This is a genomic window from Mucilaginibacter sp. cycad4 (assembly GCF_034263275.1).
Taxonomy (GTDB): domain Bacteria; phylum Bacteroidota; class Bacteroidia; order Sphingobacteriales; family Sphingobacteriaceae; genus Mucilaginibacter.
In genome coordinates, this window is sequence record NZ_CP139559.1 from 1,932,866 (window position 1) to 1,959,864 (window position 26,999).

At 42.1% G+C, this 26,999-nt stretch carries 25 protein-coding genes and 2 pseudogenes; 23 read left to right on the forward strand and 4 right to left on the reverse strand.

What is annotated here, in order from left to right; all coding sequences use genetic code 11:
* Positions 1-26 precede the first annotated feature (26 nt).
* The gene (locus SNE26_RS07870; RefSeq protein ID WP_321558808.1) at positions 27-1,955 is read right to left on the reverse strand and encodes a sigma 54-interacting transcriptional regulator; all 1,929 of its coding nucleotides are present in this window, start codon (positions 1,953-1,955) and stop codon (positions 27-29) included.
* A 393-nt stretch (positions 1,956-2,348) separates the two neighbouring features.
* On the opposite strand from SNE26_RS07870, the gene SNE26_RS07875 reads away from it, so the two are divergent.
* The 15 genes from SNE26_RS07875 (at position 2,349) to SNE26_RS07945 (ending at position 17,563) form a co-directional block, all read left to right on the forward strand.
* A complete protein-coding gene (locus SNE26_RS07875) occupies positions 2,349-3,449 on the forward strand; it encodes a sigma-54 dependent transcriptional regulator (RefSeq protein ID WP_321558809.1) in 1,101 nt (366 codons plus the stop codon).
* 98 nt (positions 3,450-3,547) lie between these two features.
* Positions 3,548-5,905 carry a histidine kinase dimerization/phosphoacceptor domain -containing protein gene (locus SNE26_RS07880; protein WP_321558810.1) on the forward strand — a complete coding sequence of 786 codons (2,358 nt, stop codon included), beginning with the start codon at positions 3,548-3,550 and terminating at the stop codon, positions 5,903-5,905.
* Between the two features lie 168 nt (positions 5,906-6,073).
* The gene (locus SNE26_RS07885) at positions 6,074-6,502 is read left to right on the forward strand and encodes a cupin domain-containing protein (RefSeq protein ID WP_321558811.1); all 429 of its coding nucleotides are present in this window, start codon (positions 6,074-6,076) and stop codon (positions 6,500-6,502) included.
* Positions 6,503-6,537: 35 nt separating this feature from the next.
* Complete coding sequence (locus SNE26_RS07890) at positions 6,538-6,954, forward strand: ArsC/Spx/MgsR family protein (protein WP_321558812.1); 417 nt, start codon at positions 6,538-6,540, stop codon at positions 6,952-6,954.
* Positions 6,955-6,996: 42 nt separating this feature from the next.
* Positions 6,997-7,752: an SDR family oxidoreductase gene (locus SNE26_RS07895; RefSeq protein ID WP_321558813.1), complete on the forward strand. Its 756-nt coding sequence runs from the start codon at positions 6,997-6,999 to the stop codon at positions 7,750-7,752.
* Between the two features lie 266 nt (positions 7,753-8,018).
* A complete protein-coding gene (locus tag SNE26_RS07900) occupies positions 8,019-9,488 on the forward strand; it encodes a PLP-dependent aminotransferase family protein (RefSeq protein WP_321558814.1) in 1,470 nt (489 codons plus the stop codon).
* A gap of 134 nt (positions 9,489-9,622) precedes the next feature.
* On the forward strand, positions 9,623-11,665 hold the full coding sequence (locus SNE26_RS07905; protein ID WP_321558815.1) for a ferritin-like domain-containing protein: 2,043 nt from the start codon (positions 9,623-9,625) through the stop codon (positions 11,663-11,665).
* Positions 11,666-11,937: 272 nt separating this feature from the next.
* Complete coding sequence (locus SNE26_RS07910) at positions 11,938-12,150, forward strand: hypothetical protein (RefSeq protein ID WP_321558816.1); 213 nt, start codon at positions 11,938-11,940, stop codon at positions 12,148-12,150.
* Positions 12,131-12,562 (forward strand): transposase, encoded by a 432-nt coding sequence (locus SNE26_RS07915; RefSeq protein WP_321558817.1) that lies wholly within the window; start codon positions 12,131-12,133, stop codon positions 12,560-12,562. Before SNE26_RS07910 ends, SNE26_RS07915 begins: the two co-directional genes overlap by 20 nt.
* 259 nt (positions 12,563-12,821) lie before the next feature.
* Positions 12,822-13,196 (forward strand): hypothetical protein, encoded by a 375-nt coding sequence (locus SNE26_RS07920; protein ID WP_321558818.1) that lies wholly within the window; start codon positions 12,822-12,824, stop codon positions 13,194-13,196.
* 482 nt (positions 13,197-13,678) lie between these two features.
* Complete coding sequence (locus SNE26_RS07925) at positions 13,679-13,852, forward strand: hypothetical protein (RefSeq protein WP_321558819.1); 174 nt, start codon at positions 13,679-13,681, stop codon at positions 13,850-13,852.
* A 154-nt stretch (positions 13,853-14,006) separates the two neighbouring features.
* Positions 14,007-15,005: an alpha/beta hydrolase gene (locus SNE26_RS07930; RefSeq protein WP_321558820.1), complete on the forward strand. Its 999-nt coding sequence runs from the start codon at positions 14,007-14,009 to the stop codon at positions 15,003-15,005.
* Positions 15,006-15,019: 14 nt separating this feature from the next.
* On the forward strand, positions 15,020-16,027 hold the full coding sequence (locus SNE26_RS07935; RefSeq protein WP_321558821.1) for a bestrophin family ion channel: 1,008 nt from the start codon (positions 15,020-15,022) through the stop codon (positions 16,025-16,027).
* 57 nt (positions 16,028-16,084) lie between these two features.
* Positions 16,085-17,086, forward strand: coding sequence for a hypothetical protein (locus SNE26_RS07940; protein WP_321558822.1), 1,002 nt, complete (start codon positions 16,085-16,087; stop codon positions 17,084-17,086).
* A 24-nt stretch (positions 17,087-17,110) separates the two neighbouring features.
* Positions 17,111-17,563: a carboxymuconolactone decarboxylase family protein gene (locus SNE26_RS07945; RefSeq protein WP_321558823.1), complete on the forward strand. Its 453-nt coding sequence runs from the start codon at positions 17,111-17,113 to the stop codon at positions 17,561-17,563.
* A 948-nt stretch (positions 17,564-18,511) separates the two neighbouring features.
* Here SNE26_RS07945 and SNE26_RS29515 read toward each other — a convergent pair.
* Positions 18,512-19,005: pseudogene (locus SNE26_RS29515) on the reverse strand (hypothetical protein).
* Positions 19,006-19,553: 548 nt separating this feature from the next.
* On the opposite strand from SNE26_RS29515, the gene SNE26_RS07955 reads away from it, so the two are divergent.
* From SNE26_RS07955 to SNE26_RS07980, 6 genes and pseudogenes are all read left to right on the forward strand, one after another.
* Positions 19,554-19,712: a hypothetical protein gene (locus SNE26_RS07955; protein ID WP_321558825.1), complete on the forward strand. Its 159-nt coding sequence runs from the start codon at positions 19,554-19,556 to the stop codon at positions 19,710-19,712.
* 195 nt (positions 19,713-19,907) lie between these two features.
* Positions 19,908-20,273, forward strand: coding sequence for a hypothetical protein (locus tag SNE26_RS07960; RefSeq protein ID WP_321558826.1), 366 nt, complete (start codon positions 19,908-19,910; stop codon positions 20,271-20,273).
* 15 nt (positions 20,274-20,288) lie between these two features.
* Positions 20,289-20,984, forward strand: coding sequence for a hypothetical protein (locus SNE26_RS07965; protein ID WP_321558827.1), 696 nt, complete (start codon positions 20,289-20,291; stop codon positions 20,982-20,984).
* On the forward strand, positions 20,981-21,955 hold the full coding sequence (locus SNE26_RS07970; RefSeq protein ID WP_321558828.1) for a hypothetical protein: 975 nt from the start codon (positions 20,981-20,983) through the stop codon (positions 21,953-21,955). The genes SNE26_RS07965 and SNE26_RS07970 overlap by 4 nt, the downstream gene beginning before the upstream one ends.
* 306 nt (positions 21,956-22,261) lie before the next feature.
* Positions 22,262-22,660: pseudogene (locus tag SNE26_RS07975) on the forward strand (NADAR family protein); the annotation flags it as partial.
* 137 nt (positions 22,661-22,797) lie between these two features.
* Positions 22,798-23,058 carry a hypothetical protein gene (locus tag SNE26_RS07980; RefSeq protein ID WP_321558829.1) on the forward strand — a complete coding sequence of 87 codons (261 nt, stop codon included), beginning with the start codon at positions 22,798-22,800 and terminating at the stop codon, positions 23,056-23,058.
* 415 nt (positions 23,059-23,473) lie between these two features.
* On the opposite strand, the gene SNE26_RS07985 is transcribed toward SNE26_RS07980, so the two are convergent.
* Positions 23,474-23,992 carry a site-specific integrase gene (locus tag SNE26_RS07985; protein WP_321558830.1) on the reverse strand — a complete coding sequence of 173 codons (519 nt, stop codon included), beginning with the start codon at positions 23,990-23,992 and terminating at the stop codon, positions 23,474-23,476.
* Positions 23,993-24,062: 70 nt separating this feature from the next.
* Between SNE26_RS07985 and SNE26_RS07990 the strand changes: the two genes are divergently transcribed.
* Together SNE26_RS07990 and SNE26_RS07995 are read left to right on the forward strand one after the other, a co-directional pair.
* Complete coding sequence (locus SNE26_RS07990; RefSeq protein ID WP_321558831.1) at positions 24,063-24,320, forward strand: hypothetical protein; 258 nt, start codon at positions 24,063-24,065, stop codon at positions 24,318-24,320.
* Positions 24,317-25,282 carry an MFS transporter gene (locus tag SNE26_RS07995; protein WP_321558832.1) on the forward strand — a complete coding sequence of 322 codons (966 nt, stop codon included), beginning with the start codon at positions 24,317-24,319 and terminating at the stop codon, positions 25,280-25,282. The genes SNE26_RS07990 and SNE26_RS07995 overlap by 4 nt, the downstream gene beginning before the upstream one ends.
* 21 nt (positions 25,283-25,303) lie before the next feature.
* On the opposite strand, the gene SNE26_RS08000 is transcribed toward SNE26_RS07995, so the two are convergent.
* Entirely contained in the window at positions 25,304-26,995 is a 1,692-nt protein-coding gene (locus SNE26_RS08000; RefSeq protein ID WP_321558833.1) for a HAMP domain-containing sensor histidine kinase, read from the reverse strand.
* Between the last annotated feature and the right edge of the window lie 4 nt (positions 26,996-26,999).

A 26,999-nucleotide genomic window follows, 5' to 3' on the forward strand; every position in this document is an offset into this window, starting at 1 on the left:
TGTTGTAATAATATTAGCACCCTGGCTTACTTAATGCCCAGTCTTTTCATTTTTGAATGAAGGGTGGTTGGAGGTAATCCCATTACGGCGGCAGCGCCCCCGGCGCCCCTTATTCGGCCGTTGCAGTTTTTTAGCACGGTGATAATATAATCCCTTTCATTCTCATCAATGGTTTTCATTCTTGTGCCTGTTTGCAGTTCAGCATTTGTTTTATCAGCCGGGTGTTTAGGCAGTGAAACTTCTTCTATGATTAAAGTCTTTGATAACAATATCGTTCTTTCAATAAAATGCTCCAGCTCCCTCACATTTCCCGGCCAGCCGTAATCAAGCATTCGGGCCATGGCTTCAGGGGATATTCCGTTGATCGGCTTTTTATATTTTCTTGAAAAATATGAAATAAAGTGATCGGTGAGCGCTGGTATATCGTCAATTCTTTCCCTTAAGGAAGGGATAACAATCGGGAATACAAAAAGCCGGTAATATAGATCCAGCCTAAACCGCCCTTCTTCCATCTCCTTTTCAAGGTCGCGGTTGGTAGCAGCTATGATCCTGACATCTATTTTTATAGGGCCTTTGCCGCCCAGGCGCTCTATTTCCTGCTCCTGTAACACACGAAGCAGCTTCACCTGCAGATCTATCGGCAACTCGCCTATCTCGTCCAGAAAAATGGTACCGCCATCGGCCATTTCAAATTTACCAGTTCGTTTTTCAAGTGCCCCTGTAAAAGCCCCCTTCTCATGTCCGAAAAGCTCACTTTCGATAAGATTTGCCGGGAGAGAAGCACAATTTACCACCACCAGCGGTTTGCCCGACCTGCCCGATAGCGTATGGATGCTTTTAGCCACTCTTTCTTTACCTGTGCCGCTTTCGCCAAGGATAAGTACGGAAGTGTCCAGCGGCGATACCGTAGTGATATGATCCAGTACAGTTAACATGGGGCGGCTTTGCCCTATAATTCCGTCAAAATCGCGGGTACGTTCTTTGGGCATTACCGGCTCGGGGGCATTGGCTAAGGGCAGGTTATTTAAGATGGCGCTTTGCCTGTCACTTTCAAGTACACTGCTCAAAGCGTTGAGCAAACGGCTTAATAGCGCGATATGCTGCTGGCAATAAGTATTGCCTCTTCGGCTGTAAAACTCATACCTTATCAATGCTGAACTGTTTCGTAAAACCGGGAAAAATAGTGCTGACTCAAAATCATAGGTATCGGCAATTATTTTGCTCAGCGGATTTTGATTGCATAGGTGATCAAGTTCTTCATCATCAAAGTATTTGGCTTTATTTACTGCAGACAATGAAGTGTAAATGTTTTTCAATGTGGCATTATCGGTACCGGTTATGTTCATTAATTCCTGTTCTCCCAGCACCTGGTATTCATCAAAACCTATCCTTAAAAAACTAATGCTGGTTACGGTTCCGTCTTTTGTGTTTTTGAGTATAAAATTCAGGTAATCAAACGGGATATGTGCCTGCAGGTTGTAGACAACACGAAGCAGTTTTTGCATCTTATCGCCATCATAATTGCGGATCTCCTTCAGCTTCTGATTCAGTTCCATTTCTTGCTGGCGACTGCTTTCGATACTGTTTTGATGCCTGTAAAAGGCAACATCGAGCGTTGTAAGAAGGTCGTCCTCGCGAAATGGCTTAACTATAAAGCCGAAAGGCATTGTCGATTTAGCTTCTTCCAGTAAAGTACCCTGAAAATTGGCAGTGAGATATACAAAAGCCATGTTCCTTTCGGTAAGTTTCCTGGCAAGGTCAATACCGTTTAGTGCACCTTTAAGATGAATATCAAGCAACACCAAATCGGGTCTTTGTTCGTCGATAGAACTTAAGGCTTCGTTAACTGATTCTGATATGCCGGTAACTTTATATCCGGCCGATATTAAAATCAGTTTTAAATGATGACCAACAAGAGATTCGTCTTCTACTATCAGTATTTTCTTTATCGACATACTATACAAAAATAAGGCTGTTTCAGCGTGCCAGGCTTCCCGTCAAAACTCATTAACCACCGAAAATTCAGTTAAATAATCTTTCGGTTATAAAAATTTGAACCAATATGCGTGCCGTACGCTAATTAACGCTATGCAATTTCCGCCTATTTAAATAATCTGCCAAATGTATTCTGAAAACCAACGCATTTCCGGGGTATAGGTTATTTTTACCAGTGTTAGCCGTAGTGATGTGTCCCGAACCCGCGACGCATGCCGACGAAATAAAATTTAAAAAAACGAAACCGCCGAAATATCGTCGGGTAAATGACCAAAACGCCCTTTTTTTCACCATTACAGCAGTGGCATAAAATTCGAAGCGTTTAAAGTGAAAATCTCCCTAACAAATTTGAAATGGTCACTGAAAAAATAACACCCAACCCCGAAATGCAGAGCCTGAATTTACATTATGGCTTACCTCAAGGTACACCGATTGGCCCAGCCATAAATACAGATAAAGAAAGTCCGGCCCGGAAATCTGTTTTCAGCAATCAATACCCGGGCATTATTGGTAATTGTACCGAGATGCAAAAAGTTTATCGGCTGATGACTATAGTAGCACCAAGCAATTCGACGGTTTTGCTGCTTGGCGAAACTGGTACAGGTAAGGAAGTTATAGCCCGGGGGATACACCAGTCATCACCAAGGAAAAACAGGCCAATGGTTACGGTAAATTGCGCGGCGCTTCCGGCAAATCTTATCGAAAGTGAACTTTTTGGGCACGAGAGAGGATCATTTACCGGAGCTTCAGACCGTAGGATAGGTAAATTTGAACTGGCCCATCAGGGTACCATTTTCCTCGACGAAATTGGGGAGCTTCCGCTGGAGTTGCAAGTGAAGTTATTGCGCGTTATCCAGGAGCGCGAATTTGAAAGGGTAGGGGGGAAAACAACCATAAAGGTTGATGTCCGGATCATTGCGGCGACTAATCGTGACCTGGAGGCCGAAGTTGATGCCAACCGTTTCAGGGCCGATCTGTACTATCGTCTCAATGTTTTTCCAATAAATTTACCTCCCCTGCGCAACAGGCAGGAGGATATTGCCGAACTGGCCAATTTTTTCCTGGTACGTTACAGCAAAATAACCGGTAAGAAAATCAATTTCATATCCAATAAAGTACTCCAGCAGCTTAAAAGCTATTCCTGGCCCGGAAACGTGCGGCAGTTGGAACACCTGATTGAAAGAAGCATCCTGCTATCTGACGATAGCGTACTAAGGCAGATCTGTTTGCCGAACGATACAAACAAGAACATCAGCGACCAGGAGGTTTTTAGGAACAAAACGCTTATCGATGTTGAAAGGAGCCACATTATAACTGTATTAAAAAAATGCAGCGGTAAAATTGCCGGCGAAGGAGGAGCTGCCGATTGGCTGGGCGTACCACCCACTACGTTACATGCCAAAATGAAGAAACTTAATATAGTTAAGCAGGATTATTTTCCGCAAAAAGTATAAACATAAGTTTGGGGATTGCCTGCTTCGATCATGAAAAATATCTACTTTTAATGCTAAACATCTGTTTCGGCCAAACGCCGCGATTATAATATATTTTCATGATCCGTTCACTGATACGATATTGTTTCATTCCGTTATCATTTTGCTGTGTATCACTATCAGCTTATGCCCAGGATTTCAAAACTTTAACAACTGAACTCAATGAAACTAAAAAGGACACCAACCGGGCTGCGGCGCTTATAAAATTGGGGCAATATTTTAAAGACAAGCCTGTTTGGGATCCCAAAAACCTTGATACGGCCCGTTCCTATTTTAATTCGGCAATAACATTAAGCCGGGCCATTGGATCGATGGATTTGTTGCACCGTGCATTATTTGAAAAAGCACTGACTTTTATTGTACAGGAAGATTTTAAAAATGCCGACTCACTATTTAATCAAATAACCGGCCATTACCATAAAACCGGTGACTATTTAAAGGAAGCTGAATACTGGACACTGTATGGAAACAACCTGTCGTTTAATGATAAGCGTCTGCTCTCCACTCGTGCAAAATGTTATGAAAAGGCATATGAGCTCTATAAAAAAGGAACGGACCGCCTTAAGATAGCTGATGCGCTTGGTAAAATTGCGGATGCCGACCTTAACGAGGGGCGGTTTGATAAGGCAGAAAAAGAGCTGTTAAGTGTGATACAAGAGTACAAGGCTATAAAGTTTCCAAGGATATATTACGGATATTACCTTTTGGCCGAAGTTTACTCACGTAAAGACCAGCTTCAAAAAGAATTGCTATCCAGGATTGAGTGCATGAATAGTTGTGACGCGGATATACACAGGAGTGATTATGATGCCGCGTTTTTCAATATTACGTTGGCAATGTCATATCGCGAAAATAATAAGGACAGCATAGCATTATCTTATTTTATCAAAGGGGCCGAATTGGCTTTAAAAATCAGAAACCAAAATTATTATTACACTGCTGTTGACGGGGCTATTGGTTGTTGTATAACAATAAAAAAATATAACACTGCTCTTGCTTATTTAAACAACACGCCGAAGAAATTTCCAACACAAACCATTGAAGAGCAAAGCAGGTATGTTGCCAGAAAAATGCAATTGTACAATTTCCTTAGCAGGAATGTAGAGGCTGAGAACCTGGTGCCAACGTTTAGGAAAGTATTTGAAAATCTATATAATACCCTTAACGATGATCCCTTATTTTACGCGGTAGACAAGTTTGTTAAAAATTACGATGCCCTTCCCCAGCACTTTATTCAAACAAAACAGTGGGCCAAATTAACGGATGAATTAAAGTTTCTTCAGCGCCTTCCCTTGAAAAGATTGTCAGCGCCTTCCCGTATAATTATTTCTGCCTATAAATTTAAAATTGATTCAGCAGGCGGGAATTTTGATATCGCGTTAAAGGAATTTCAATATATAAGGCGCATGCAGGATTCGCTCACCAATGCCGCCACGGTTAAACAAATTAACGAATTAGAGGCCAACTATAGTTCGATTAAAAAAGATAAAACCATCCAGACACTTAATAATAATGCCCAGGTACAAAAAGATAAGCTGGAAAAAGCTAACCGGCAAAGAAATATTACCCTTGCCGCAGTGCTTATTTCTGTAGTATTTGCAGTGGTAATATATATTGCATATCGCGCCAAACAGCGCAGCAATGTGCGTTTGCAAACCAAACAGGAAGAGATTGACAGGCAAAATCATAAATTATCGGCCTTGCTTTCAGAAAAGGAAAAACTGCTTACCGATAAGGATGCCTTATTGAAAAGGCAAGAGGACCTGATTACTGAAAAAGAATGGCTGCTCCGGGAGGTACATCACCGGGTTAAGAATAACCTGCAAATAGTGATGAGCTTATTGTATACACAATCGGCTTATCTGCAAAATACCGATGCAATTGAGGCTATACAGGACAGTCGCAACAGGGTACAGGCCATTTCTATTATACATCAAAAGCTTTATAATAAAAGTAACGTTGCCACTATTATAATGGCCGATTATATCAATGACCTGGCACGGTACCTGAACACCAGTTATGATTGTAACAGGCGAAGAATTAGATTCAGGGAAGAACTGGATGCCGTAAACCTGGATATATCACAGGCCGTGCCGATGGGCCTCATATTGAACGAAGCCATTACTAATAGTATTAAATACGCGTTTGATCAGGAGGGTGGGGAGATTTTTATTAAAGCGCGGTTGTCATCTCAAGATACAGTTACCCTAAGCGTTACGGATAATGGCAGGGGCCTGCCTCCAGATTTCAAACTGGCTGAGACTTCCTCCCTGGGCATGGAAATGATGAAAGCCCTTAGTAAACAGTTGGGGGGAAGTTTTGATATAAAAAGCGAACGGGGGGTAATTATGACTATACAGTTCAAAATCGAAAAATCCTCCGCTGTAATACCTGGCAGTGAGGATTCGCTATTGTGAAACTTTGTTGCTGTTTCTTTCAAATGGTTAATTAATTTCGGTACCCCACTTCCGGGCAATGCAGCCTGGACCCCCTTCAGATTGCCCCCTGGACCAGTTTAAGCCCTTTTTTTCAGCATAATTTTGCCTTGCAAACTCAATAACGGGTTTGGGTATAATTATTCTATTATGAAAAAAATAAGTTTAACCTTGTTGGCGTTCTGTGCAGCCTTAGGCGTTAGCGCCCAGGCGAAAAAAGACCCAAAATGCGCAAATGTGAATGTAACACAGTACGAACCCGAAGTTATTTTTAAAAGGATCATCACCACGCCCGAAATTAAGGGTCAGGAAGTTAAAATGGTGATTGTAAAGTTTGCACCGGGCGAAGTATCCGGAGCACACAGGCACCCGATCCCTACTATAGCTTATGTACTGCAGGGAAACATCTCTTCAACGTTTAACGGCAAAACCCATATTTACAAACAAGGTGAAGCATTTTGGGAAGACCCCAACGGCTTGCATGCCGAGAGCAAAAATATGAGTAAAACGAAGGAAGCTAAATTGCTGGTTTATTTTATTGGCCCTAAAGAATTACCATTCATAACCGCTGCAAAGTAAGCATTGATTAACTACATCAACCATTAACAAGCTTTATGAAAGTTTACGGTTTAACCACCTGCAAACGTACACGACAGGCTTTAGCCTGGCTAAAAGCTCATAACGTGGGTTTTGAATTTCAGAACTTTAAAACGGAAAGCATGTCGCCAGATAAACTCAGAGACTGGGATGCAAAGTCAGGTTATGCCACATTTCTCAATAAAAAAAGCCTTACCTGGAAAAAATTGGCTGCCGAAATAAGGGAGTCAATAAAAACCAGTGAAAATGCACTTGCATTATTGGTTGAGGAGCCGGGCATTATCAAACGGCCGGTTATTGAAGATAGAGATTTTCTTTTGTTTGGTTTGATGAAGAGGTTTATCAGGATCATTTTCTGCATAACCGATAGCATAACCCGGATCAGCCAAAATAGAAACATGGCTCAGGCACATAACAGCAGAATTTTAAATTAACAATTATAAAACGGCCGGCAACGGCCATTAAAAAAACAAATCATGAAAATAGTAGTAATAGGCGGAAGCGGGCTTATAGGTTCGCAGGTAGTTAGCAAACTTACCCAGCTTGGCCATGAAGTTATAGCTGCTTCGCCGGCAACTGGTGTAAATACAATAACAGGCGAAGGCCTTGCCGAAGCTTTGAACGGAACAGACGTTGTTGTAGACGTTGCAAACTCCCCCTCGTTTGAAGATAACGCAGTAATGGAGTTTTTCAAAACATCTGGCAAAAACCTACTTACCGCCGAAATTGCGGCAGGCGTTAAGCATCACCTCGCGTTATCGGTTGTTGGGACAGATCGTTTACAGGATAGCGGTTATTTTCGCGCAAAACAGGTGCAGGAAGATCTGATCAAAGCTTCAGGTGTTCCTTATTCAATTATACACTCCACACAGTTTTTTGAGTTTTTGAGTGGGATAGCCAATGCGGCAACAGACGGCGATACTGTTCGCCTGTCGCCGGCTCATATTCAGCCTATAGCATCTGCCGATGTAGCTGCCGCGGTTGCTAAAGTAGCGTTGATGGAACCCCTTAATGCCATTGTAGAAATAGCTGGCCCTGATAAGTTCAATCTTTCAGATCTTGTTCAGCAATATTTAGTCAAAAATGGCGATCCGCGTAAAGTTGTTGCTGATGTACACGCAAGCTATTATGGAGTAGAACTGAATGACAATATGCTGGTACCGGGCAAGGACGCAAAAATCTTCAATATTAACTTCGAAAATTGGTACATCAATCAGCCTAAAAAGGCGTAGTTCATCTTTTTTGTTTTATGGTTTAGGCGCTCGTCATACTGAAAATGGCGGGTGCTTTTTTTTAAAAAATATCCGCTTTATATAGTGTAAGACAGCGCCCGGCTACCAAATATGGAGTGATTTAAATGCGTTTGTTATTGTAATTTTCTGATTATTAGGTTATTGTATTATGGTATGTGAGTTGCAAAAGTAATGTTACCCTGCTTAAGCCAGTCTGTTCAGACATTTAATGAAAGGCGGCAGATAACTTTTAATTAAAAAATAAAATGCTTCCTTACCACAGCCTGATTGTTATCGATAAAGAAAACCAGCTGCCTGTTTACAGGCAAATTACCAATCGCCTGATAGGTTTGATACGGGAAGGATTGATCCCGCCCGGCACGTTCTTTCCCGGCACACGGCAAATGGCCGAATTTATAACCGTTAACCGCAAAACAATTATCAATGCCTACGAAGAGCTAATGACTGAGGATTGGATTGAACCGGTAGACCGGAAAGGTTACAGGGTAACTCCGGAGCTTCCGGTAATTAAGCCACGATCGTTTCAGCCGCCAAACCCTTTTTCATCTACCGATAGCATTACTTCCAGAAACCTTGCCTTACAAAATCCGCTGCAACCGGAGCACCGGGCAACCAAAAGTTCGGATATTGTTGTCAATGACGGCTTTCCGGACCCGGAGCTTGCACCCTTTAATGAGATCAGTAAAGTTTACCGGGACAAAACCACCAGTTCGAGAATTAAACAGTTGATGTGTTTGAGAGATCAGGGCGGCCTTCCGCTACTCAAAGAAGCAACCGCTTTATTCTTAAAGGAAACCAGGGGTTTAAATATCAGGAAGGACGACCTGGTAATTACCCGAGGGGCACAGATGGCTATTTATATAGCGGCTACAGTATTGCTTACCAAAGGCGATCATGTAGTAGTGACAGAACCTAATTATCGTTATGCTGATGAGATCATTGAAAACACAGGAGCCCGCATCTCAAAAATAGGAATTGACGATGAGGGGCCCGACCTGGAACAACTGGAGCAGATCCTTAAAAAGTTGCCGGTAAAAATGCTTTATATAGTTCCTCATCTGCATCATCCTACTACCATAACAATGTCGGCTAGGAGAAGACAGCAATTACTTCAATTGATTGAACAGTACGGGTTTTATGTAATTGAGGATGATTACGGTTACGATTTTCATTACACCAATAATCCCATCCTTCCGTTGGCCAGCGGCCCTCATGGCGGTAAAATAATTTACATAGGGTCGTTTACGAAGCTGCTTGCTCCGTCAATAAGGGTTGGCTATATGATAGCTGCGCCCGATATAGTAAAAAAAGCAACCGATTTAAAGCGTTTGATTGATTTAAGAGGGGATACCTTTATCGAGTTTATGCTGGCGCAGATGATCATCAACGGAGATCTGGTTCGGCACATTAACCGGTCGAATAAGCTATACGCCCGGCGTTGCGATTTTATTTGTGATCTGTTTACCAAAAAATTATCGCACGCTGTCCAATTTACCCGACCGCTTGGCGGGATGGCCATATGGCTAAGGTTTAAGCCCCAATATCCTATAAACAAAATAATTAACGATGCCGCTTATGCAGGGCTTTGTATGATCGGTATGTCATTCAGACTTCCGGGCAATCCGAACGATAATGGGATCCGGTTTGGGTTTGGCTCGCTCTCCGAAGAAGAGATTTCAAAAGCTGTGGATATCCTGGTCAAGTTAACTTCTTGATTTTGACTTGCAAATGCGAATAAAGCATTTGCTATCGCTGTTAATACAAATGCGTGGATTACCTGGAGGTATTCATCTGGTCCCCTTTTGGCAGGAGTGGCTTCAATAATTTTGCTAATTAAAACATCTAAAATATGAATAACCCAAGTCAACGTGAATCGGCAGTTAAAGACGTAGAAAGCAGGGAGGAACTTATTTATTTACTCTCAAGGGCAGCTGAATTGGAACATGGTTTGGCCTGCGTTTATCTCTACGCGGCATATTCCCTAAAATCGAACATTGACGAAGGGGGAATGACAGAAGAGCAACTTACCATGGTTAAAACCTGGAAACGAAAGCTGGCCATGGTGGCGGTTGAAGAGATGCTGCACCTTGCACAGGTTAACAATATGCTTACGGCTATAGGCGGTGCGCCTAATTTTAAGCGGGCTAATTTCCCGTTGCCCATATCTGCTTTTCCCTTTGGTATTAAGTTAACACTCGAACCCTTTTCGCTTGCAACAATTGAACGGCTGGTAATATTTGAACTTCCCGAAGAGGGGGTATTGGAACCGGTTTTACACGCTAAGTATGATGAGCTCCGTAATAAAGTTGTCAGAGAACAGGAATTGGAATACGCTGAATTGAAACCCCGGCAGTTCAAGGCCGAGCCGGAACTTGTAGCACGTTTTGGCCCCGAGGCATTTAAATTTCAGGAACCCTATGAAATTGATTTTACAACTGTAGGAGAGTTTTACCACAAGGTAGCATCAGGTTTTAAATGTATACCAGAAGACGTGCTGTTTATTGGACCAAAGGAAGCGCAGGCAAATGCCCGCTATGTTGATCTGAGCGGGAAATTGATTTCGGTGGTAAACCGGGAATCGGCATTGCAGGCCATTGAAATGATTGTGGAGCAGGGAGAGGCCCCAACACAACAGCACCCCGACTGTCATTTTGAGGTATTTGATACCGTCAGAAATCAGTTCATCAACGAAATGGAAAAAGCCGCGAATAGCAATGCCATATTTGACCCGGTAAGAAAAATGGCCTCAAACCCCATGACCCGGTTTTATGACGACGCTACTGGAGGGACCTTGATACTTGATGGAGATACGCATTGTGCGGCCGATATTTTTAACATGAGTTATGATACCATGTTGCAGATGCTGCTCCGCTTTTTTGCCCATACGGACGAAACCGAGGAGGAACTGGAAATGTTATCAAGGGCCACGCTTCGGATCATGACCACCGTGATACGCCCAATGGGCGAGGCGCTTGCCAAAATGCCTCTCGGCGATCCGGCGAATGATGCATTAATGGCCGGTCCGGGATTTGGGTATAACCGGGACATAACCTTGTTGCCGCATAAAGAATCGGCATGGGTGTTTTTCTGCGAACGACTTTTTAACCTTGCCAAAGAAGCTACAGCATTGGCCGAACAAAAAACTTCACCGCCCGAAGTTAAAGAGGCTTCGGCCGCGTTGCAGGCGCTTTCCGAGCTTTTTATAAAGAAGACAGCGCAGGCACAAAAAATAATTCCGAAGGTTGAATTTGCCGAACCTGCAAAACTCGAGCCCGAAATTAATCCCTCTGCCAACGGGCCGTACCTTGTAAAGGGAGTTGACAATTTGCTGAACTCGAAAGGGGAGCGGCTACCTGCCGAGCCTCAAATGGCTTTGTGCCGTTGCGGCGGCTCGGCAAATAAACCGTTTTGTGACGGAACCCATGCCCGCATAGGCTTTGATAGCAGCAAACTACCCGGACGAACGCCGGACAGACTTGATAAATATCCCGCTACTGATTTTACGGTGTGCGATAACCGCGGTATCTGTCAGCATTCGGGCTTTTGTACAGATGAACTGCCCGAAGTTTTTAGACTTGGAAAAGAACCTTTTGTTGATCAAACCGCAGCCGGCGGCGAAAGGATCAGTCAGCAAACTAAAAAATGCCCTTCGGGTGCACTGAGTTTCAACTTTGCTAAGCCGGGCTTAAACCTGCCTGTAATTAACGAACCTACCATTACGGTTTCAAAAAATGGCCCATATCGTATAAAAGGGAGCATAAAACTCGACGCCGGATTTCTGGCAGGCGCATCAAAGGAACACTACACACTGTGCCGTTGCGGTGGTTCAAAAAACAAACCGTTTTGCGATGGAACACACTGGTATAACAATTTTACTGATGATAAAAACTAATGAAAAACTATTGGCAATCTGAGAAGCTGTTTAAAAACGGATGAAAAAAAGTGTTATGTGTTAAAAAGTGAATAAAAAGGCCATCGCTTTTTGCGCGAATAAATACTAATTGTGAATAACGACAAACCGATTAGTATGACAAATTATCCAAGCAATTTAAGCGACGGCCAATGGTAAGTTATATCAAAACATTTTGATTCACAACGTAACCGTAAATATCACTTACGAGAGATCATAAATGCAATTCTCTATTTAGTAAAGACAGGGTGTCAATGGCGCATGCTCCCGAAGATTTTGCCCCCTGGCAACTGGTCTATTATTATTTCAACGCATGGAAAAGGCAGGATGTTTTTGAGATAATTCAGGAAAGTCTTGTTCAAAAGACAAGATTGAAACAAGGGAAAAAGGAGCAACCGACTGTTGGCATAATCGATGCCGAATCTGTCAAATCAACGTTGGTAAGCAGTGAAAGCAGGGGCCTTTGACGCGAGAAAGAGGATAAAAGGGATCAAACGTCATATCATTGTGGACACACTTGGAATGGTGCTTGCCGTAGTTATTCAAGGCGCCTCGGTTCAGGACAAAGACGGAGCGATGGAGGTGATCACTAAGTTATTTGAAACATGGAACGGGGTCATTAAGATATTTGCTGATAATGGTTACCGAGGCGCACTAATTGAGAAAGTAAAGAACATGTTCAAAATAGTTTTTGAAGTGATCAAAAGAAGCGAGTTACACATCTTTAAAGTACTCCCTAAGCGCTGGATAGTGGAGCGAACGTTTGCCTGGATTGATACGAATCGAAGAGCAGCTAAAAATTATGAACGATTTAATTCTACAAGTGTAGCCATTGTCCATTTATCCTCCATAAGTTATTCTCCATACGAATTATGTTGAACCGTTTTAAACAGCATCTCAGCCATTTATACACGTCACCTGTTAATTTATTTGTGACGCTGTATTTCGCCAACAAGTCCTTCCATCCTCGAAATAAGGTATAAAATTCGTCTGTTAAACACTTATTAAGTCTGTAAATCAACCCTTTAAACACCGGTATAAGTATTGTTCCTGCTCATCCCTGATAACTATAGCTTAAACACATCCGGTTTAACTACAGTTTCAACAAACAAAATAATTAATCCTTAAAAATTAAAAGATGAACAGCGAACAATTAATTGAATTAACCCGGGAACTAATTTATCATGCAACACATTTTGACGTGCAATACGTTGATAAAGCTTATGCTGATAAATTGCTTATAGTAAAAGTTGATGAAGATGGCATTGTTGATACCATGAACAAGGAGCAACTCATGGCTTTTATCCAGCAAAACAAAGATTTAAATACCGGGCCGTTTTCTACCAAAACCGAATATCATTACGCTGTATGCGATGAGAGCATGGGCATGGTGGTAATTACGCGCGAACTTGTATTTGATGGCAAATTGAACAGAAAATATTTCACTGTTATTTGGGAATATCTATCGGGCAGATGGCAGGTGGTTAAAGAATCGGCAGTGGTTCGTAATTAAAAAATACATAGAACCGTATTTTGCCTCGGTAAGGCTTGTTATCTTTCATTCGTAAGGGCAAGATACTTACCCCTATTAGCCCTTGCAATTTAATAGCCACAACAGTAGATACTACTCTATTGCTGTGGTTATTTCAGTTTCTAAACACTCTTCCAATCCGAATAACATTTTACTGAGCAATAAAATGACCTACTTTTTATTTTCCATATCCGGCATTCGAAAAGGCCCCGCACTTCAATTTGTTCTTGCCAAAATTACCGCCTTTCCATCTAAGGCTCTGTATTTGGTGTAAAGTCGGCTTGCTCGGCGAAATAAGGTGCAATTAAAGCTTAATAAAAATTACAAATAATTACAAATCAATTAATTACCAAATGGCACAATGCTTGCAAAAAGTTAAAAGCCGCCCGCTGGTAGTTCAGTATAGCGACACAGATCGGAACCGGGCGATAAATCAGGCGTACACAGGTTAAACACTAAAAAAAATGAAAATCGAAAACTGGCTATTCGGATCGCACAGCGATCCACACAAAATGGGCGATCAATCGGGAGAAATGCCATCAGAGGATTACGATCCAAATGAAGAAAGCTTTAGCGAAGGGGGCGAATATATGGACGACTCTTTACGGATGGTTGAACAACCATTACAGGATGAATAAAGCAAACTGATTATATCATCCTAAAAAAGTTACCGCCATGAACGAGTATCTATTATCATTCCGCAGAGATTATCAGGCCAAAGAACTACAACCCACGGCCGGACCTGAAACCCGGTAACAAATAAACCTTTACAAAAAACAAGCATTTACAGATATGAAAACTAAAGAACCCAAACAAACCATTCAGGATTATGCTACCGACAGCAAGCTATCCGGGCAGGTAAAAGACTTTTTGAAAATATTGAACAATCCGGAGAACCCACCGGTTGAAAGCATGACTAAGGAAGCCGCCCGGCAGGTATTAATAGACGCGCAGGCATCGGTAGATGTTGATTTATCAGGTATTGACGAAACTGAAAAACAAATTACCGCCGATGGCTTCAACATCAAATTAAATATCGTAAGGCCTGCTGGCAATAACGAAAAACTCCCTGTATTTATTTTTCTACATGGCGGCGGCTGGATCCTGGGCGACTATCAAACGCACAAACGCATGGTGCGCGACATTGTTGTACTAAGCGGATTTGCCGCGGTGTTTGTAAACTATACCCCCTCTCCCGAGGCAAGATACCCTCAGGCTATTAATGAAATTTACGCAGCCACGAGGTGGGTAGCCGAAAACGGGCACCAGATCAATGTTGACGGCAATAATATGGCCATTGTGGGCAATAGTGTAGGCGGTAATATGGCTACAGTAATCGCTATGTTGGCTAAAGAAAAAAAAGGCCCGCAAATTAGGCTCCAGGTAATGCTTTGGCCTGTTGCAGATGCAAAGTTCGATTCAAGATCGTACCAAAAGTTTGGGACCGACCGTTTTTTAACTTCCGCGATGATGCAGTGGATGTTTGATCAATATGCTCCGGATAAAGAACAGCGCGAAGAAATATACATTTCGCCATTAAATGCTACCCTTGAGCAATTACAAGGGCTTCCACCGGCATTACTCATTGTCGCGCAAAGCGATATCTTACGTGATGCCGCACAAGCTTATGCACAAAAACTTGACGCTGCGGGTGTGCCAATAACCTCTGTTCGCTACAATGGTATGATTCACGATTTTGGATTACTAAATGCCCTTGCAAGCTTGCCTCAAACACGTTCTGCTTTTTACCAGGTGGCTACTGAGTTAAAACGATACCTGAAACCGGCCTAACAATTTATTGAATTATGCACGCCGGAAAATCATATAAACTACCAGAGTTCCTGGTTTGGACAAGGAGGAAAATATACAAGCTTTTTGTTCTTGGCCTGGTACCTGTTATGCTTTACCAGGTGTTGGGATTTAAATGGCTTGATATTCCCTGGGCAATTATAGGATTGGTTGGTACAAGCGCCGCTTTTATAGTTGGTTTCACTAATACTCAAACCTACCGGCGAACTGACGACGGGCAACAAATATGGACCAGCATATTTAGTCAAAGCCGGGCGTGGGGACTAATCAGTCGCGATTTTTTTAATAATCCCGAAAAAAGCAAACTGCTGATTTATCGTCACATGGCTTGGCTCACGGTGCTGCGCTATCAGTTACGGGAAGAGCGCATTTGGGAAAGTGTAAATAAAAAGCATAATGCCGAGTACCAGCAATACTACACCGTGCCCGAATGGAAGACAACATTGGAGAGTGAGCTTATAAATTATCTTTCAGATCATGACCTAAGGCATATCCTCGGCACCAATAATAAAGCTACCCAACTCCTGGCTTTACAAAGTGAAACCATTAAGCAATCATATGAGCAGGGTGAAATTGTTGTACTGCAATTTGTAGAAATGGAACGCGCCATCCGCGATTTTTATATGCAGCAGGCTAAAGCCGAACAATTAAAAAATTCGCCATACCCCCGCCAGTATGCTATTATCAATACCTTTTTTGTTTGGCTGTTTTGCATCATCCTTCCTTTTGGTATGCTAAAGGATTTTGACCAGCTCAATAACGAGGTACAAGGCATAATGAAAGGATACATGGTTTGGCTCGTAGCACCTTTCAGCACGCTCATATCATGGATCTACACATCCCTTGAACAAGTTGGCGAAAGCACCGAAAACCCGTTTGAAGGCAGTCCCAATGACGTGCCCATTTCGCAAATGAGCCGAAGTATTGAAATTGAATTGAGAGAGTTTTTGGAAGAAAAGGATTTGCCTATCGAGTTAACAGCTCAAAATAATATTGTGATGTAGGTGTTTTGCGCTTTCAAACCCGGAAACACAATTAATGAACCTAAAAATAATTTGAAGATGGAAACATTAAACATGGAAATTAAAAACACCGCACCTGTTTTAACCAATCTTTTACAGATTGTGGAGAGCGGTTTACTTTCAGAAAACATTTACCTTACACTTATTGACGAAGAGCCAGATCAATCTTCATCCGGCTTAAGGATAAATAAACTGGGTGTTACCGAAGCTCCGCTTCCCGAAATTTTGAAGCTTTTGGGTATCCGTAGCATAACCTTAAATGCAAGTCATGATTTCACCGCGCTTTCAAAACTATCGGTAACATTGCCGCCCGCGCAGGTTGAACAACATCTATGGACGTTTTTTAAGAATGAATCCGTTATCGCGGAGCTTCGCTCACTGTTTAGCAATTGCCGAACTATTGCATTTGATGATTGGGCAGCCATTACGGGGGCTTCCAATCTTTGGAACGGTTTACTGGCCGATGTGATCAGGCCGCTGGGTAAAAAAGACCTTGAATTTATCTTTTACCTCGGCGACCCCGGAAACAAACTTTCGTTTCAGGTAGATGAAGCGATTGATCTTATCAGCGAGTTTTCGCACCACGGTCAGGTAACCTTCGCGCTTGACGCAAGTGAGGCAATGAAGCTGTGGATGGTATTGAACGGCGTAAACCCCGATACACCATTGGAAGGCCAAACACCTTCCGATCTCAACAAAAAATACTTCTCCATTTTCAGGACTATGGATGTTAGCCGCCTGCTGATATACTCGGCCAACAATGCAATACTATTCTCCCGCGACCAGCAATTTATTCTTAGCCGAAAAAAAGTTGAGCATCATATTGAAATAGGCGCAGATGCCAGGCAAAACTTCATAGCCGGTTTTAGTATCGGCCTGTTAAAACATCTTGACATTGCGCATTGCATCGCCCTGGGTCTTATTGTATTTGGCTGCTGCGGTGAGTCGGACACCAAACCAGATCAGCAAGGCCTGTTGCTGTATATTCAAAACTGGATCGATGACCTTCAAAAACCCGAAAGCTTACACCTTTACGAATAAATAACAATTTTAATTTAATTATCAATGGAACAAAGAGTTAATCTATTTGCCAAAGGGCAGAACGCCCTGAAATCCCTGTTTCAGACAGGAGCTTACTTAAAACACTCAAAGATAGAAGTACCCCTGCAGGAATTGGTATTTTTCAGAGTATCCCAAATGAACGGTTGCGCATATTGCCTGGATATGCACTCCAAAGATGCCCGCACGCATGGTGAAACCGAACAGCGTTTATATGGAATCAGCGCATGGCGCGAGACACCTTATTTTACCGACCGTGAACGTGCGGCTTTAGGCTGGGCCGAGGCTGTAACCAAATGCGACATACCCGACAGCGTTTACGAGCGTGTAAAACCTCATTTTACCGAAGAAGAACTAATTGACCTTACACTTGCCGTTACAACCATTAACACCTGGAACAGGTTTAACCTTGCTTTCCCTCAAATTGCAGGCACCTATCAGGTAGGCCAGTTTGGTTGATTAATCTGAATTTACCCAGACCGGAGTTTTACCGGCCTGGGTAAATTTTAAGCAAACGGCGGTAAAACCTTTGCACTTTCATAAAAAAATGACGAGCGTGTTTTCAGGCGGATATCGAAAAGCAGAAAACTACCTTGCTATGAAGATAACATTATAGAGACGTCTTAAACAAAATATATTTAAGGATAGCTTGCCACCCGCCGTAACGAAGATGACGGGTGCCAGCTTATCGAGGATGTTGTAATGGGTATGCACTTTCCACCCGTTCGTGCATGAAACAAACCTACGCCGGCGTAGTATAGCTGTGAAAACCGGTCAGCAACGCGATAAGTCGGCGGGCGGCAACACCTTTAACGATGTCATTTACAGAATATTACCAATAATCTTTATCCTGTTCAGCAATTCTGCAAAAAAATCCACGGGTTAGCGATAGTAAAGCGTTAAGCAGTTAGCACGCTGCTTTGAACCGTTCAACCCCCACTTCAGATCAGGCTACGATTCAAAAAACATCGAATTCTTAAAAATAAAAATGGCTAACTAAGTAGGCGGTTGCTTTCAAAATGCCTTTTGATTATTAAAGAAACAGGCAAGCCAGCCAACACTATATGCAAGGTGATCCTGATGATAACAGCGCTTAATTCAAAGCGGCCTGCTGAATTTTACTGAACGGAATAATAACAAGTTTCATAAATATCCAGATGGCAATACCCGTAAAAGCCCTGACATAACATGCCATTTTCTTAATTGGCTTTAGCTCAAACTATGCAAGCGGATTGGGCTGAATGCCCCTTTGCTCCCTCGTATTTCATTGAAGCAATTTCATTGCAAGCATCATATAGCCCATGTAGCCCTTCAAAGTTTTTTCCTGCACCGGATATTGTGTACATAAATTGTCTTCCTGTATCCCGGAATAATTCTTCAGTCCTTCGTTCAATGGCTCCAACTGCGTTATCCGGACTTTTCAAAGCAAATGAACATTCTTTTAGGATTATATTTACTGCAACTATCGATGAAAGATCGGTAGATTGTAAATCTGTCCATTTTCCCCTTTGTCAATGAATAATGTTCTTGCAATGCAATTTTATCTAAAGACAAAACTGTAAAGACGGCGAAACTATCGATATAGGTAGGAGCAGCTACAAAATATTCATCCTTATCATAATTGTTTTCCCTGATAGAAATCTTTTTAATCCCTTCCATGAATGATTCAGCGGTTTTTCGTCGATTATGATTTTCTTGGGCATGGGATGTGTGTGGAACATTCTACCTTCGCGATCTACTTGTTCTAATTCTGAAGCAAGCTTTTTGAAACCTGAAAAATGTTCTACTCTAAAACCGCAATCCTCAGGCTCCAGACAAATTGGATGACGGTCGTCTCTTTCATCTGTTAAAACATCCAACAGAATGCGGGGATTAAGTTTTTTATCAATTCTGTCGAACAATGGTTTGGCGCTAAAGATAATACGATCAATTTATACATGTGGGGTTATCAACACAACGCCAGTCTATCACAGAAAGCAAATAGTTTATCTAAAAGAGCAAATATTATAAATAAACTCTTACTTGTTTTAGGCGGATAATGAAGATAATAAACGCAAATCGTCCGTCAAGCGCTTCTCCAACTTATCTAAAACATTAAACAACTTTCATCACCTGCTCTGTGCTCTCCGGAGCAATTATTAAATTGAACAGTATTTAAAAACAGGTTAGATATTGCGATATCGGTCTTATTCATCAAATAGAGTGGCAAACCGCTTTAGATCATTAATGAATTGGTTCGTGTAGACATCGGGGTTTAATACTATTTTAGGCAAGTTGTCAATTTTATTAACAACTTTTTTTGTGAGGTAAGCAGTGTGTGGGCTATTTTACCAGCTGTTCAGAAGGTCGTTAAAATAATTGTTGAAAAGAACAATATGAGAAATCGCTTGCAATTTTCGTTTAAATAATATCTTTGTAACAAATATTATTTATCTAAACCATCACAATAATGAAACAATTAAACCTTACCGTGCTAAATTCGGCATGCTCCCTCATCGGTATTAAACCAGCCAAGGTATCATTCTTTGTTAATGGGGCAAATTTTCGTTATCAGCACATCATTATGTCGGCCAACCGGAGTAATATTAATCGATATTTTCAATTATAGTACAACATTATCAAGGCTCAGTATAGATACCCATGCTACACTTTTTGGGAAGTAGTGCTTTTTGCTGCAAAAAGAGGAAAAATCATTTGCCAACCTTTTATTGCATGTCTTAACTAACCAGTAAATCCCAATAATCTATCTCTTGCAGACAGAACACGGACCTAAATCTATCAATAGTCGTTAACTACAAATATCATGAAGAAAGGCAACTTTTTACTATCCCTATTTTTAAGCTGTTCATCATTGGTACACGCTCAATGGATAACTAATGGAGCAAATACTATTACGTCAACTACAAATGCAATAGGCATCGGCACGGGAACACCTGCAAGTAATCTACAGGTCGTAGAGCCGTCAACAAGTAAACCGGGTGGCGTTTTAACACCAACCAAATCGGTTTTTAAACTTTCCAGATTAGGTACTTCCGGTTATACTTATAACGAAAGTGCGGAATTCAGAATAGGTCACGGAGGTCCCAATGTTTGGGGATCACAGTTAGATTTATTTATTAATGGTGGCAGTAATCAAAATGACATCCCCGATCAGCACGCCATGACCTAGACTTACAATGGGAACGTGGGTATTGGTACGACGACTCCAATTGCGCGCTTACATTTAGTTGGAAATGGTGTTTCTATAGACGGTGGCAACAGCATTAGCATCAATAATAATGATCTGGCCATTCAGGCCAACACGGGAGGTAGATCAACAACTTTAGGAGCTCAGTTGGAATTCGTCATTCCCGCAAATACAGATGGCACAAATGCCTGGGGGCAAGCGAGAATTATAACTGTGGCAGGAAATGCAGGCAATGGTAACGCTACCGGGAAAATGATATTGGGCACCAGACGGATGTTTGATAAGCTCGGGACAGGAGCACAATGGTATTATGGAAATGATCTAATTATTGACGGAGCCGGGAATGTTGGCATAGGAACACTAACACCTGATCAGAAGCTGTCCGTCAATGGTACCGTTCATGCTAAGTCTGTAGTGATCGACCTGAATGGATGGTCCGACTATGTGTTCAAAAAGGATTACAGATTACCGGCCCTGAATGAGGTTAAAAGCTATATCCGGGAAAATAAGCATCTACCTGGAGTTCCGTCGGAAGCCGAGATGATCAAAACCGGGCTTGATGTTAGCGAGGCTAATAAACTTTTGTTAAAAAAAATGGAAGAAATGACGCTATACATGATTGAGGCTAAAGAAGAGATAACACTTTTGAAAAAAGAGGTTAAACAACTAAAAAGTAAACAGAATAAACGATGAAAAGAACTTTACTAATGGCATTCGCGATCTCGGCGGGGGGACATATTGCGTTTGCGCAAACGAAGACGGTGACGGTCGATGCGAATGACGCCTTGAACAATAATACCAAGATTGTTGCACAGACCTCTGTCGGCCAATCTTTTTTTGTAGGCCATCAGTTGGGCAATACTTATTCCTATCCGGGCGCCGGTATTTTTAGAGCTTGGACGGATCAGCCTGTCGGCTCAGCCAACTTCTATTATGATGGGGTGACAAATGGAACGACAAATTTCAGTGTAAGGGCTGATGGTCAGGGTTATTTTGCCGGAAATATGGGGCTCGGAACCATAAGTCCGGCGTCGAAATTGCATGTTTATGTGGCGAATAATGGTTTAAATATTGTCGGGGGATTTCAGAACGGCAATGGTACAGAAACTGGCGGTAACGCGGTCGGGGTCGGATTCCTGAACGAGGCTTTGGGGAACTGGTGGAAGGCCGCGATCGTCCATGAACGGATGGGCGCTTATGGGGTCGGCAGTCTGAAATTCCTAGTCAATAACTCAACGGATAATTCCAGCGTAAGCTTAGCCGATACCAAGATGACCATCCTGTCATCCGGTTTTGTCGGAATAGGAACCACTACACCGCGGGAAGAACTGTCAGTTAACGGCAGTATCCGTGCTAAACAGATTAAAGTAGAGATCGCTAACTGGCCTGATTACGTCTTCAAGAGTAGCTATAAACTAAGACCTTTAATGGAAGTCCAAGCTTTTATAGGCGAAAACGGCCATTTACCGGAAATACCTTCCTCGCAGGAGATCGCAGAAAAAGGGTTAAACCTTGGCGAAGTGAATAGAATATTACTGCAAAAGATAGAGGAACTGACCTTATACCTTATCGAAAAAGACAGGCAGCTTGATCAGCAGAATAAAAAACTGCGCAGTCAGGAGCGGCGTATCCGAAAGCTGGAACACGCACCCCGAGGAAAATAACAGCAAAACCTTATCCCATAATCTTTATACGAACTGACCGTGAAAATAAAGCACCCTGAAGCAATTATATGAACAATGGAAGAAATTAAATTTTATAGAACGTCAGATCGTTACGGCGAGTTTTCTAACTTTTATGCTGCGCCTATTATTTTATTGAACGAAATCTGGCCTACCGTAGAGCATTATTTTCAGTCGATGAAGTTTTAAAGAAGTCAGTTTATGGGATAAGATTAAGGCGATGAGAATGCCTATGGAAGCTGCCAATGAGGGGAGGAATCGTAAGATAAGCCCAGGGCCGACTGGGAAGAGGTGAAGGATGCAGTTATGCTTAAAGCGGTGAGATCGAAGTTTTTTCAGCATCATCGCTTACAGAAGCTTTTGATGGAAACTGGCGACGCTGTACTTATTGAACATACGAACAATGATTTCCATTGGGCCGACGGAGGTGACGGCACCGGAAAGAACCAACTTGGCGAAATCCTAATGCGCGTAAGGAATGAACTTTTTGAAGTCTCGAAAGACCCGGATTTGATTTTTCCTCCATGGATTGCTTTTCCCAATAATGAGCCCGGCGGGATGTTTTGGAATATGGGCTGGGGCGAAGATTATATCAGGGAATGGTCAACATATGTGAATCGATACGGAAAAGAATCTTATCAGTTGTTATTTCCCGAGCCTGACGATTGGGAAGGCAGTTATGATTGATTTGTTGAACGCTGCGACGATAATCCGAAAATAGCCTGAATAAAACCTTGATATATTCTCAAGGCAATAAATATCCTGTAGAAAGGCAGCTAACGGAATCAATTCGACTATCCATGATTATCCAGCCGACGGTAATCATGGATAGAACAGTTTTTAAAACGAAATTTATTAATTATAATTATGTAGCGAGCTTTATCATTAGTAGTGCCGCATTTTATTTAGTAGGTGAGAATAAACAAGTTGATAAGGAAATTATTAATATCGAATTTTCTGGATATGTGCAACGGGTAGATTATGATATTAAACAATTTCCCACTATCGAAGTAAGAGATAGTAGCTATTACATAGGTGCAGGATATAACACTGATCATCAAATGGATGTGGGGACTCAATTATAAAGAAAAAAGGTTCTTTTACTATAAGTTAATAAAGCGTATAACAGAACAGCAAATTGAATTTAATCGATGATATTTTGAATCATTATTGCAGCTGCCTATGGAGCAATTAGTATTTATCATGCCGGGGATGGCTCGCTCCCACTGGTCGAAGTTTGCAACTTCGACCTAAAACTGTACCTTATTCATCATGGCCTACCTTTGCGGCCATGATGAATAAGGGATAAATTATTCACCGCCTTGGAAAACGCAGATGGTTATCCGATAAGTAATTACCTTTCAGCAAAACGGCGTTTCAATTTAACCATGTCCTCACTGACTTTCGCATCCAATATTTTTGCGTAGTGCTGTGTAGTCTTAATATTAGAATGTCCAAGCATTTTTTAAACGCTTTCAATAGAAACACCATTTGCAAGTGTTACAGTCGTTGCAAAAGTGTGGCGGGCTCGTAATAGGTCAATTCTTTATTAATGCCGCAGGCGTCCGCTATTTCTTTCAGATAGCTATTCATTTTCTGATTGCTCAACACAGGAAGCAATAAACCATCATTCACGCATTGAGGGTGGTCTCCATACTTTGCCATTAATTCCATTGCCTGGGGAAGTAAAGGAATGCGGGAAGAAGTAGCTGTTTTCTGACGACTCGTATAAACCCATTTTTTTCCATCGATTCCGGTCACGATCTCTAAACATTTTAATTTCTTAACATCCGCATAAGCTAAGCCGGTGTAACAGCTGAAAAGAAAAGTATCCCTTACCTGTGATCCCCGGCCGCTGACAAGTTTCTTATTTGCCATCACTTCCAATTCTTCAGCGTTTAAGAAGTCGCGTTTAACCTCGTGCATAACCCGGAAGAAACCAAACGGGTTATTGAAGGGATAACCCTTTGCCTGAAATGATGAGTGAATGCGGGTTTTGCTCTTTGCTTTAATTGCCACAAAATGTTAATTAAAAGTAAAGTGTATAATTTACACTAAACCGGGCGGTAAAACAGCCTATCTTTGCGCCATGGAAGCAGGCTCGAGTATAAAAAGCACATCACAAAGCGTAGTTTTAACCATAGCCGGATTTGTAAAATTTACCTTTATGGGATATTTTACTATTGGCTTAAGCCTTGGGGTGCTTCCGGTTTTTATTCATAATCAGTTAGGTTACAGTGCCGTGATTGCCGGGGTTGTGATCAGTCTGCAGTATTTGAGCACTTTTTTATTCAGGGATACGCCGGAAATATTATCGATAAAAAAGGGCCAAAGCCAGCCGTTATGACGGGTATGATAGGTTTTGCTGTTAGCGGATTATTTTTGTGCGCCGCCTTTTTACTTAAAGAACACCGGGAGGTTTGTTTGTTGTTGCTTGCATTAACACGCCTTATTACCGGCTTTGGAGAGGGCCTGATTGGTGCAAGCCCAATTAACTGGGCTATAAATGCCGTTGGGGAAGAAAATACAGCAAAGGCCATATCATATAATGGCGTTGCAAGTTATGGCGCTCTTGCTGCCGGTGCGCCGATGGGCATACTGCTTAATAACAGTTATGGGCTTGCAGGCATGGGGGCTGTAGTATTTGTAATAGGGCTTATCGGGCATTTATATGCCAAAAGGAAAGAAGGACTTCGCAATAATAGCAATGAGCCCGGAAAGTCTTTTTTATCTGTACTTAAAACTGTGATGCCCTATGGGATTTGCCTCACGCTCGGGGGATTAGGCTTTGGCGCTATTTCTACCTTCATTACGTTGTATTATGCTTACCTGAACTGGACGAATGCTGTATTGTGCCTGTCTGTTTTTAGTGTATTTTTTATCCTTGGCCGGCTTATTTTCGCCGGGGCTATTGATAATTACGGGGGACTTAAAACAGCCATCGCGTGTATGGCCTTAGAGTCGGTGGGATTGATGGTCCTTTGGCTTGCCAATATGCCCCAAATAGCGCTAATTGGGGCTGGAATAACAGGGCTCGGATTTTCACTTGTATTCCCGGCGCTTGGGGTGGAGGCTGTAAAGTTAGTGCCCGGTTCAAACAAGGGAGCTGCACTGGGCGCTTATGGTTTATTCCTCGATATTTCGCTTGGGCTTACCGGTCCATTAGTTGGAGGAGTTGCAAGTCATTTTGGAATGTTATACATTTTCCCGTTTAGCATGGGTATGGTATTTTTAGGTTTCATTTTATGCCTTGTTATTGGCTGGAGGATAAAAAGTTTCTCAACCTTTTGTGATACCCTATTCCTATAAAAAACAACAATAACGCCGCAGTTAATCTATTTCATACTTCTCATAGGGGATCTCAAAGCTAAAAGTGCTTCCTTTACCTGCATCACTCTTTACACTGATTTTTCCGTTTTGCAGTTCGAGCAATTGCTTGCAGATGTACAAACCAAGCCCCGTACCGGTATTTCCTTTTGCCGAATTGGTTTGATAATATTTTGAAAATAAGTTAACCTGCTGTTCCTGGCTGATACCTGCTCCTGTATCGGTAATATTAACTGTTAATCCACCTTTACCATCGGCAGATTTCAGGGTTGCTTTGATCTTTACGCTACCGGTATCCGTATATTTAATAGCATTACTAATGAGGTTCACCATAATTTGTTTAAGCCTGAAGCTATCGCCCAAAACTTCAGCTTCCGGGTCGCCTTCAAAATGATAGCTTAATTCCAATTGTTTTTTATCAGCGCTGAATGCCATACTTTCAATAACCTCTTTCAATATTTTATCCGGGCAAAAAGGGTCCTGATGGATCTTCAGCTCACTGCCTTCCATTTTAGCAGCATCAAGGGTGTCATTGAGTGTTTGCAGCAGCAGATCGGACGATGCCCTCACTGTACCCAGCATCTCCGATTGTTTTGGTGTGAGTGTCGTTCTGCTGAAAATATATAGAAAGCCATTTATTGATGTAAGCGGATTGCGAATTTCATGGCTCATGTGCAGCAGCAGGTCCATTTTTTGCCGGGCTATCATTACGGCACGTTCATTCTCCTTAAGTAAAAGCTCTTCGGATTTTCCCAGTTTAATAACAAACACAATCAGCAATATTGCAAAAGCCAAAAGCGATAATAGCGTAATGAGGTAAAGTTTATTCAGTAAGCTTGTTGTTTCAAGGTAACTGTTAAAAGCCAAACCTTTAAAGGCATCGGTCATGTTGTAATTGATATCCTTAATGGCTGCAATCAACTGTTCCATTTTACTGGTAATACGCATATTAAGGGCGATGAGCTGCCTTTGCGTTTCCTGTAACCTTGAATTACTTTGTTGTAACTGCTTCAGCTTATTAAGGTAGCTGGATTTATCTTTAGTGCGAAGCTTTTGAGTAACGGAGTCAACATAAATCCGTGTCCGGTGATTGATAACAACACCGCCTGAGCCGGTAGCATAGGCATTTTTATTTTTTATTGCCTCTTTTATCCTTGCAAAAAAACCTTTTCTTTTCAGCTGGCCGGGTTGAGTTAAAGTATCGCTGCTGTTTTGCACGGTGCGGCTGCTTTTAACAGCCAGTTTATTTTGAACGGTCGCTGTGCCGAAGTCTGAGTATGTTGTCAGTAGGGAATCAAAATCGTGGCGGGCCGAAAGAAGGTCGGCAGATAGTTTTACCTTTTGATTGTGCCAGGCATGCAGTTGTACACGCTGCTCCGCGTTGAGCCTGGTGGTGTCATGTTGCATATTAAGCAGCGTATCAATTTCGGCAAAGGCCGATGAAAGTTTAGCCTGGTAGGCATGGGCTTTAGCTGCATTGACATCTATAAGCGATGATTGAAACAAATCTTCGGCCTGGTGAAGTAACAACAGTGCTTGTTGCGGCCGGGAGTTGTTAAGGTCCATAAGGTGAGAGATCTGAGCCGTATGGGCTAATCTTTCGGTGATCCTGTCTCTTACAAAAAGAGCGGCGATGACTAAAATTATAGTAAATGCTAAAAAAGCAAGCAGGATCTTCCTTGATAAAACGTTCATATAG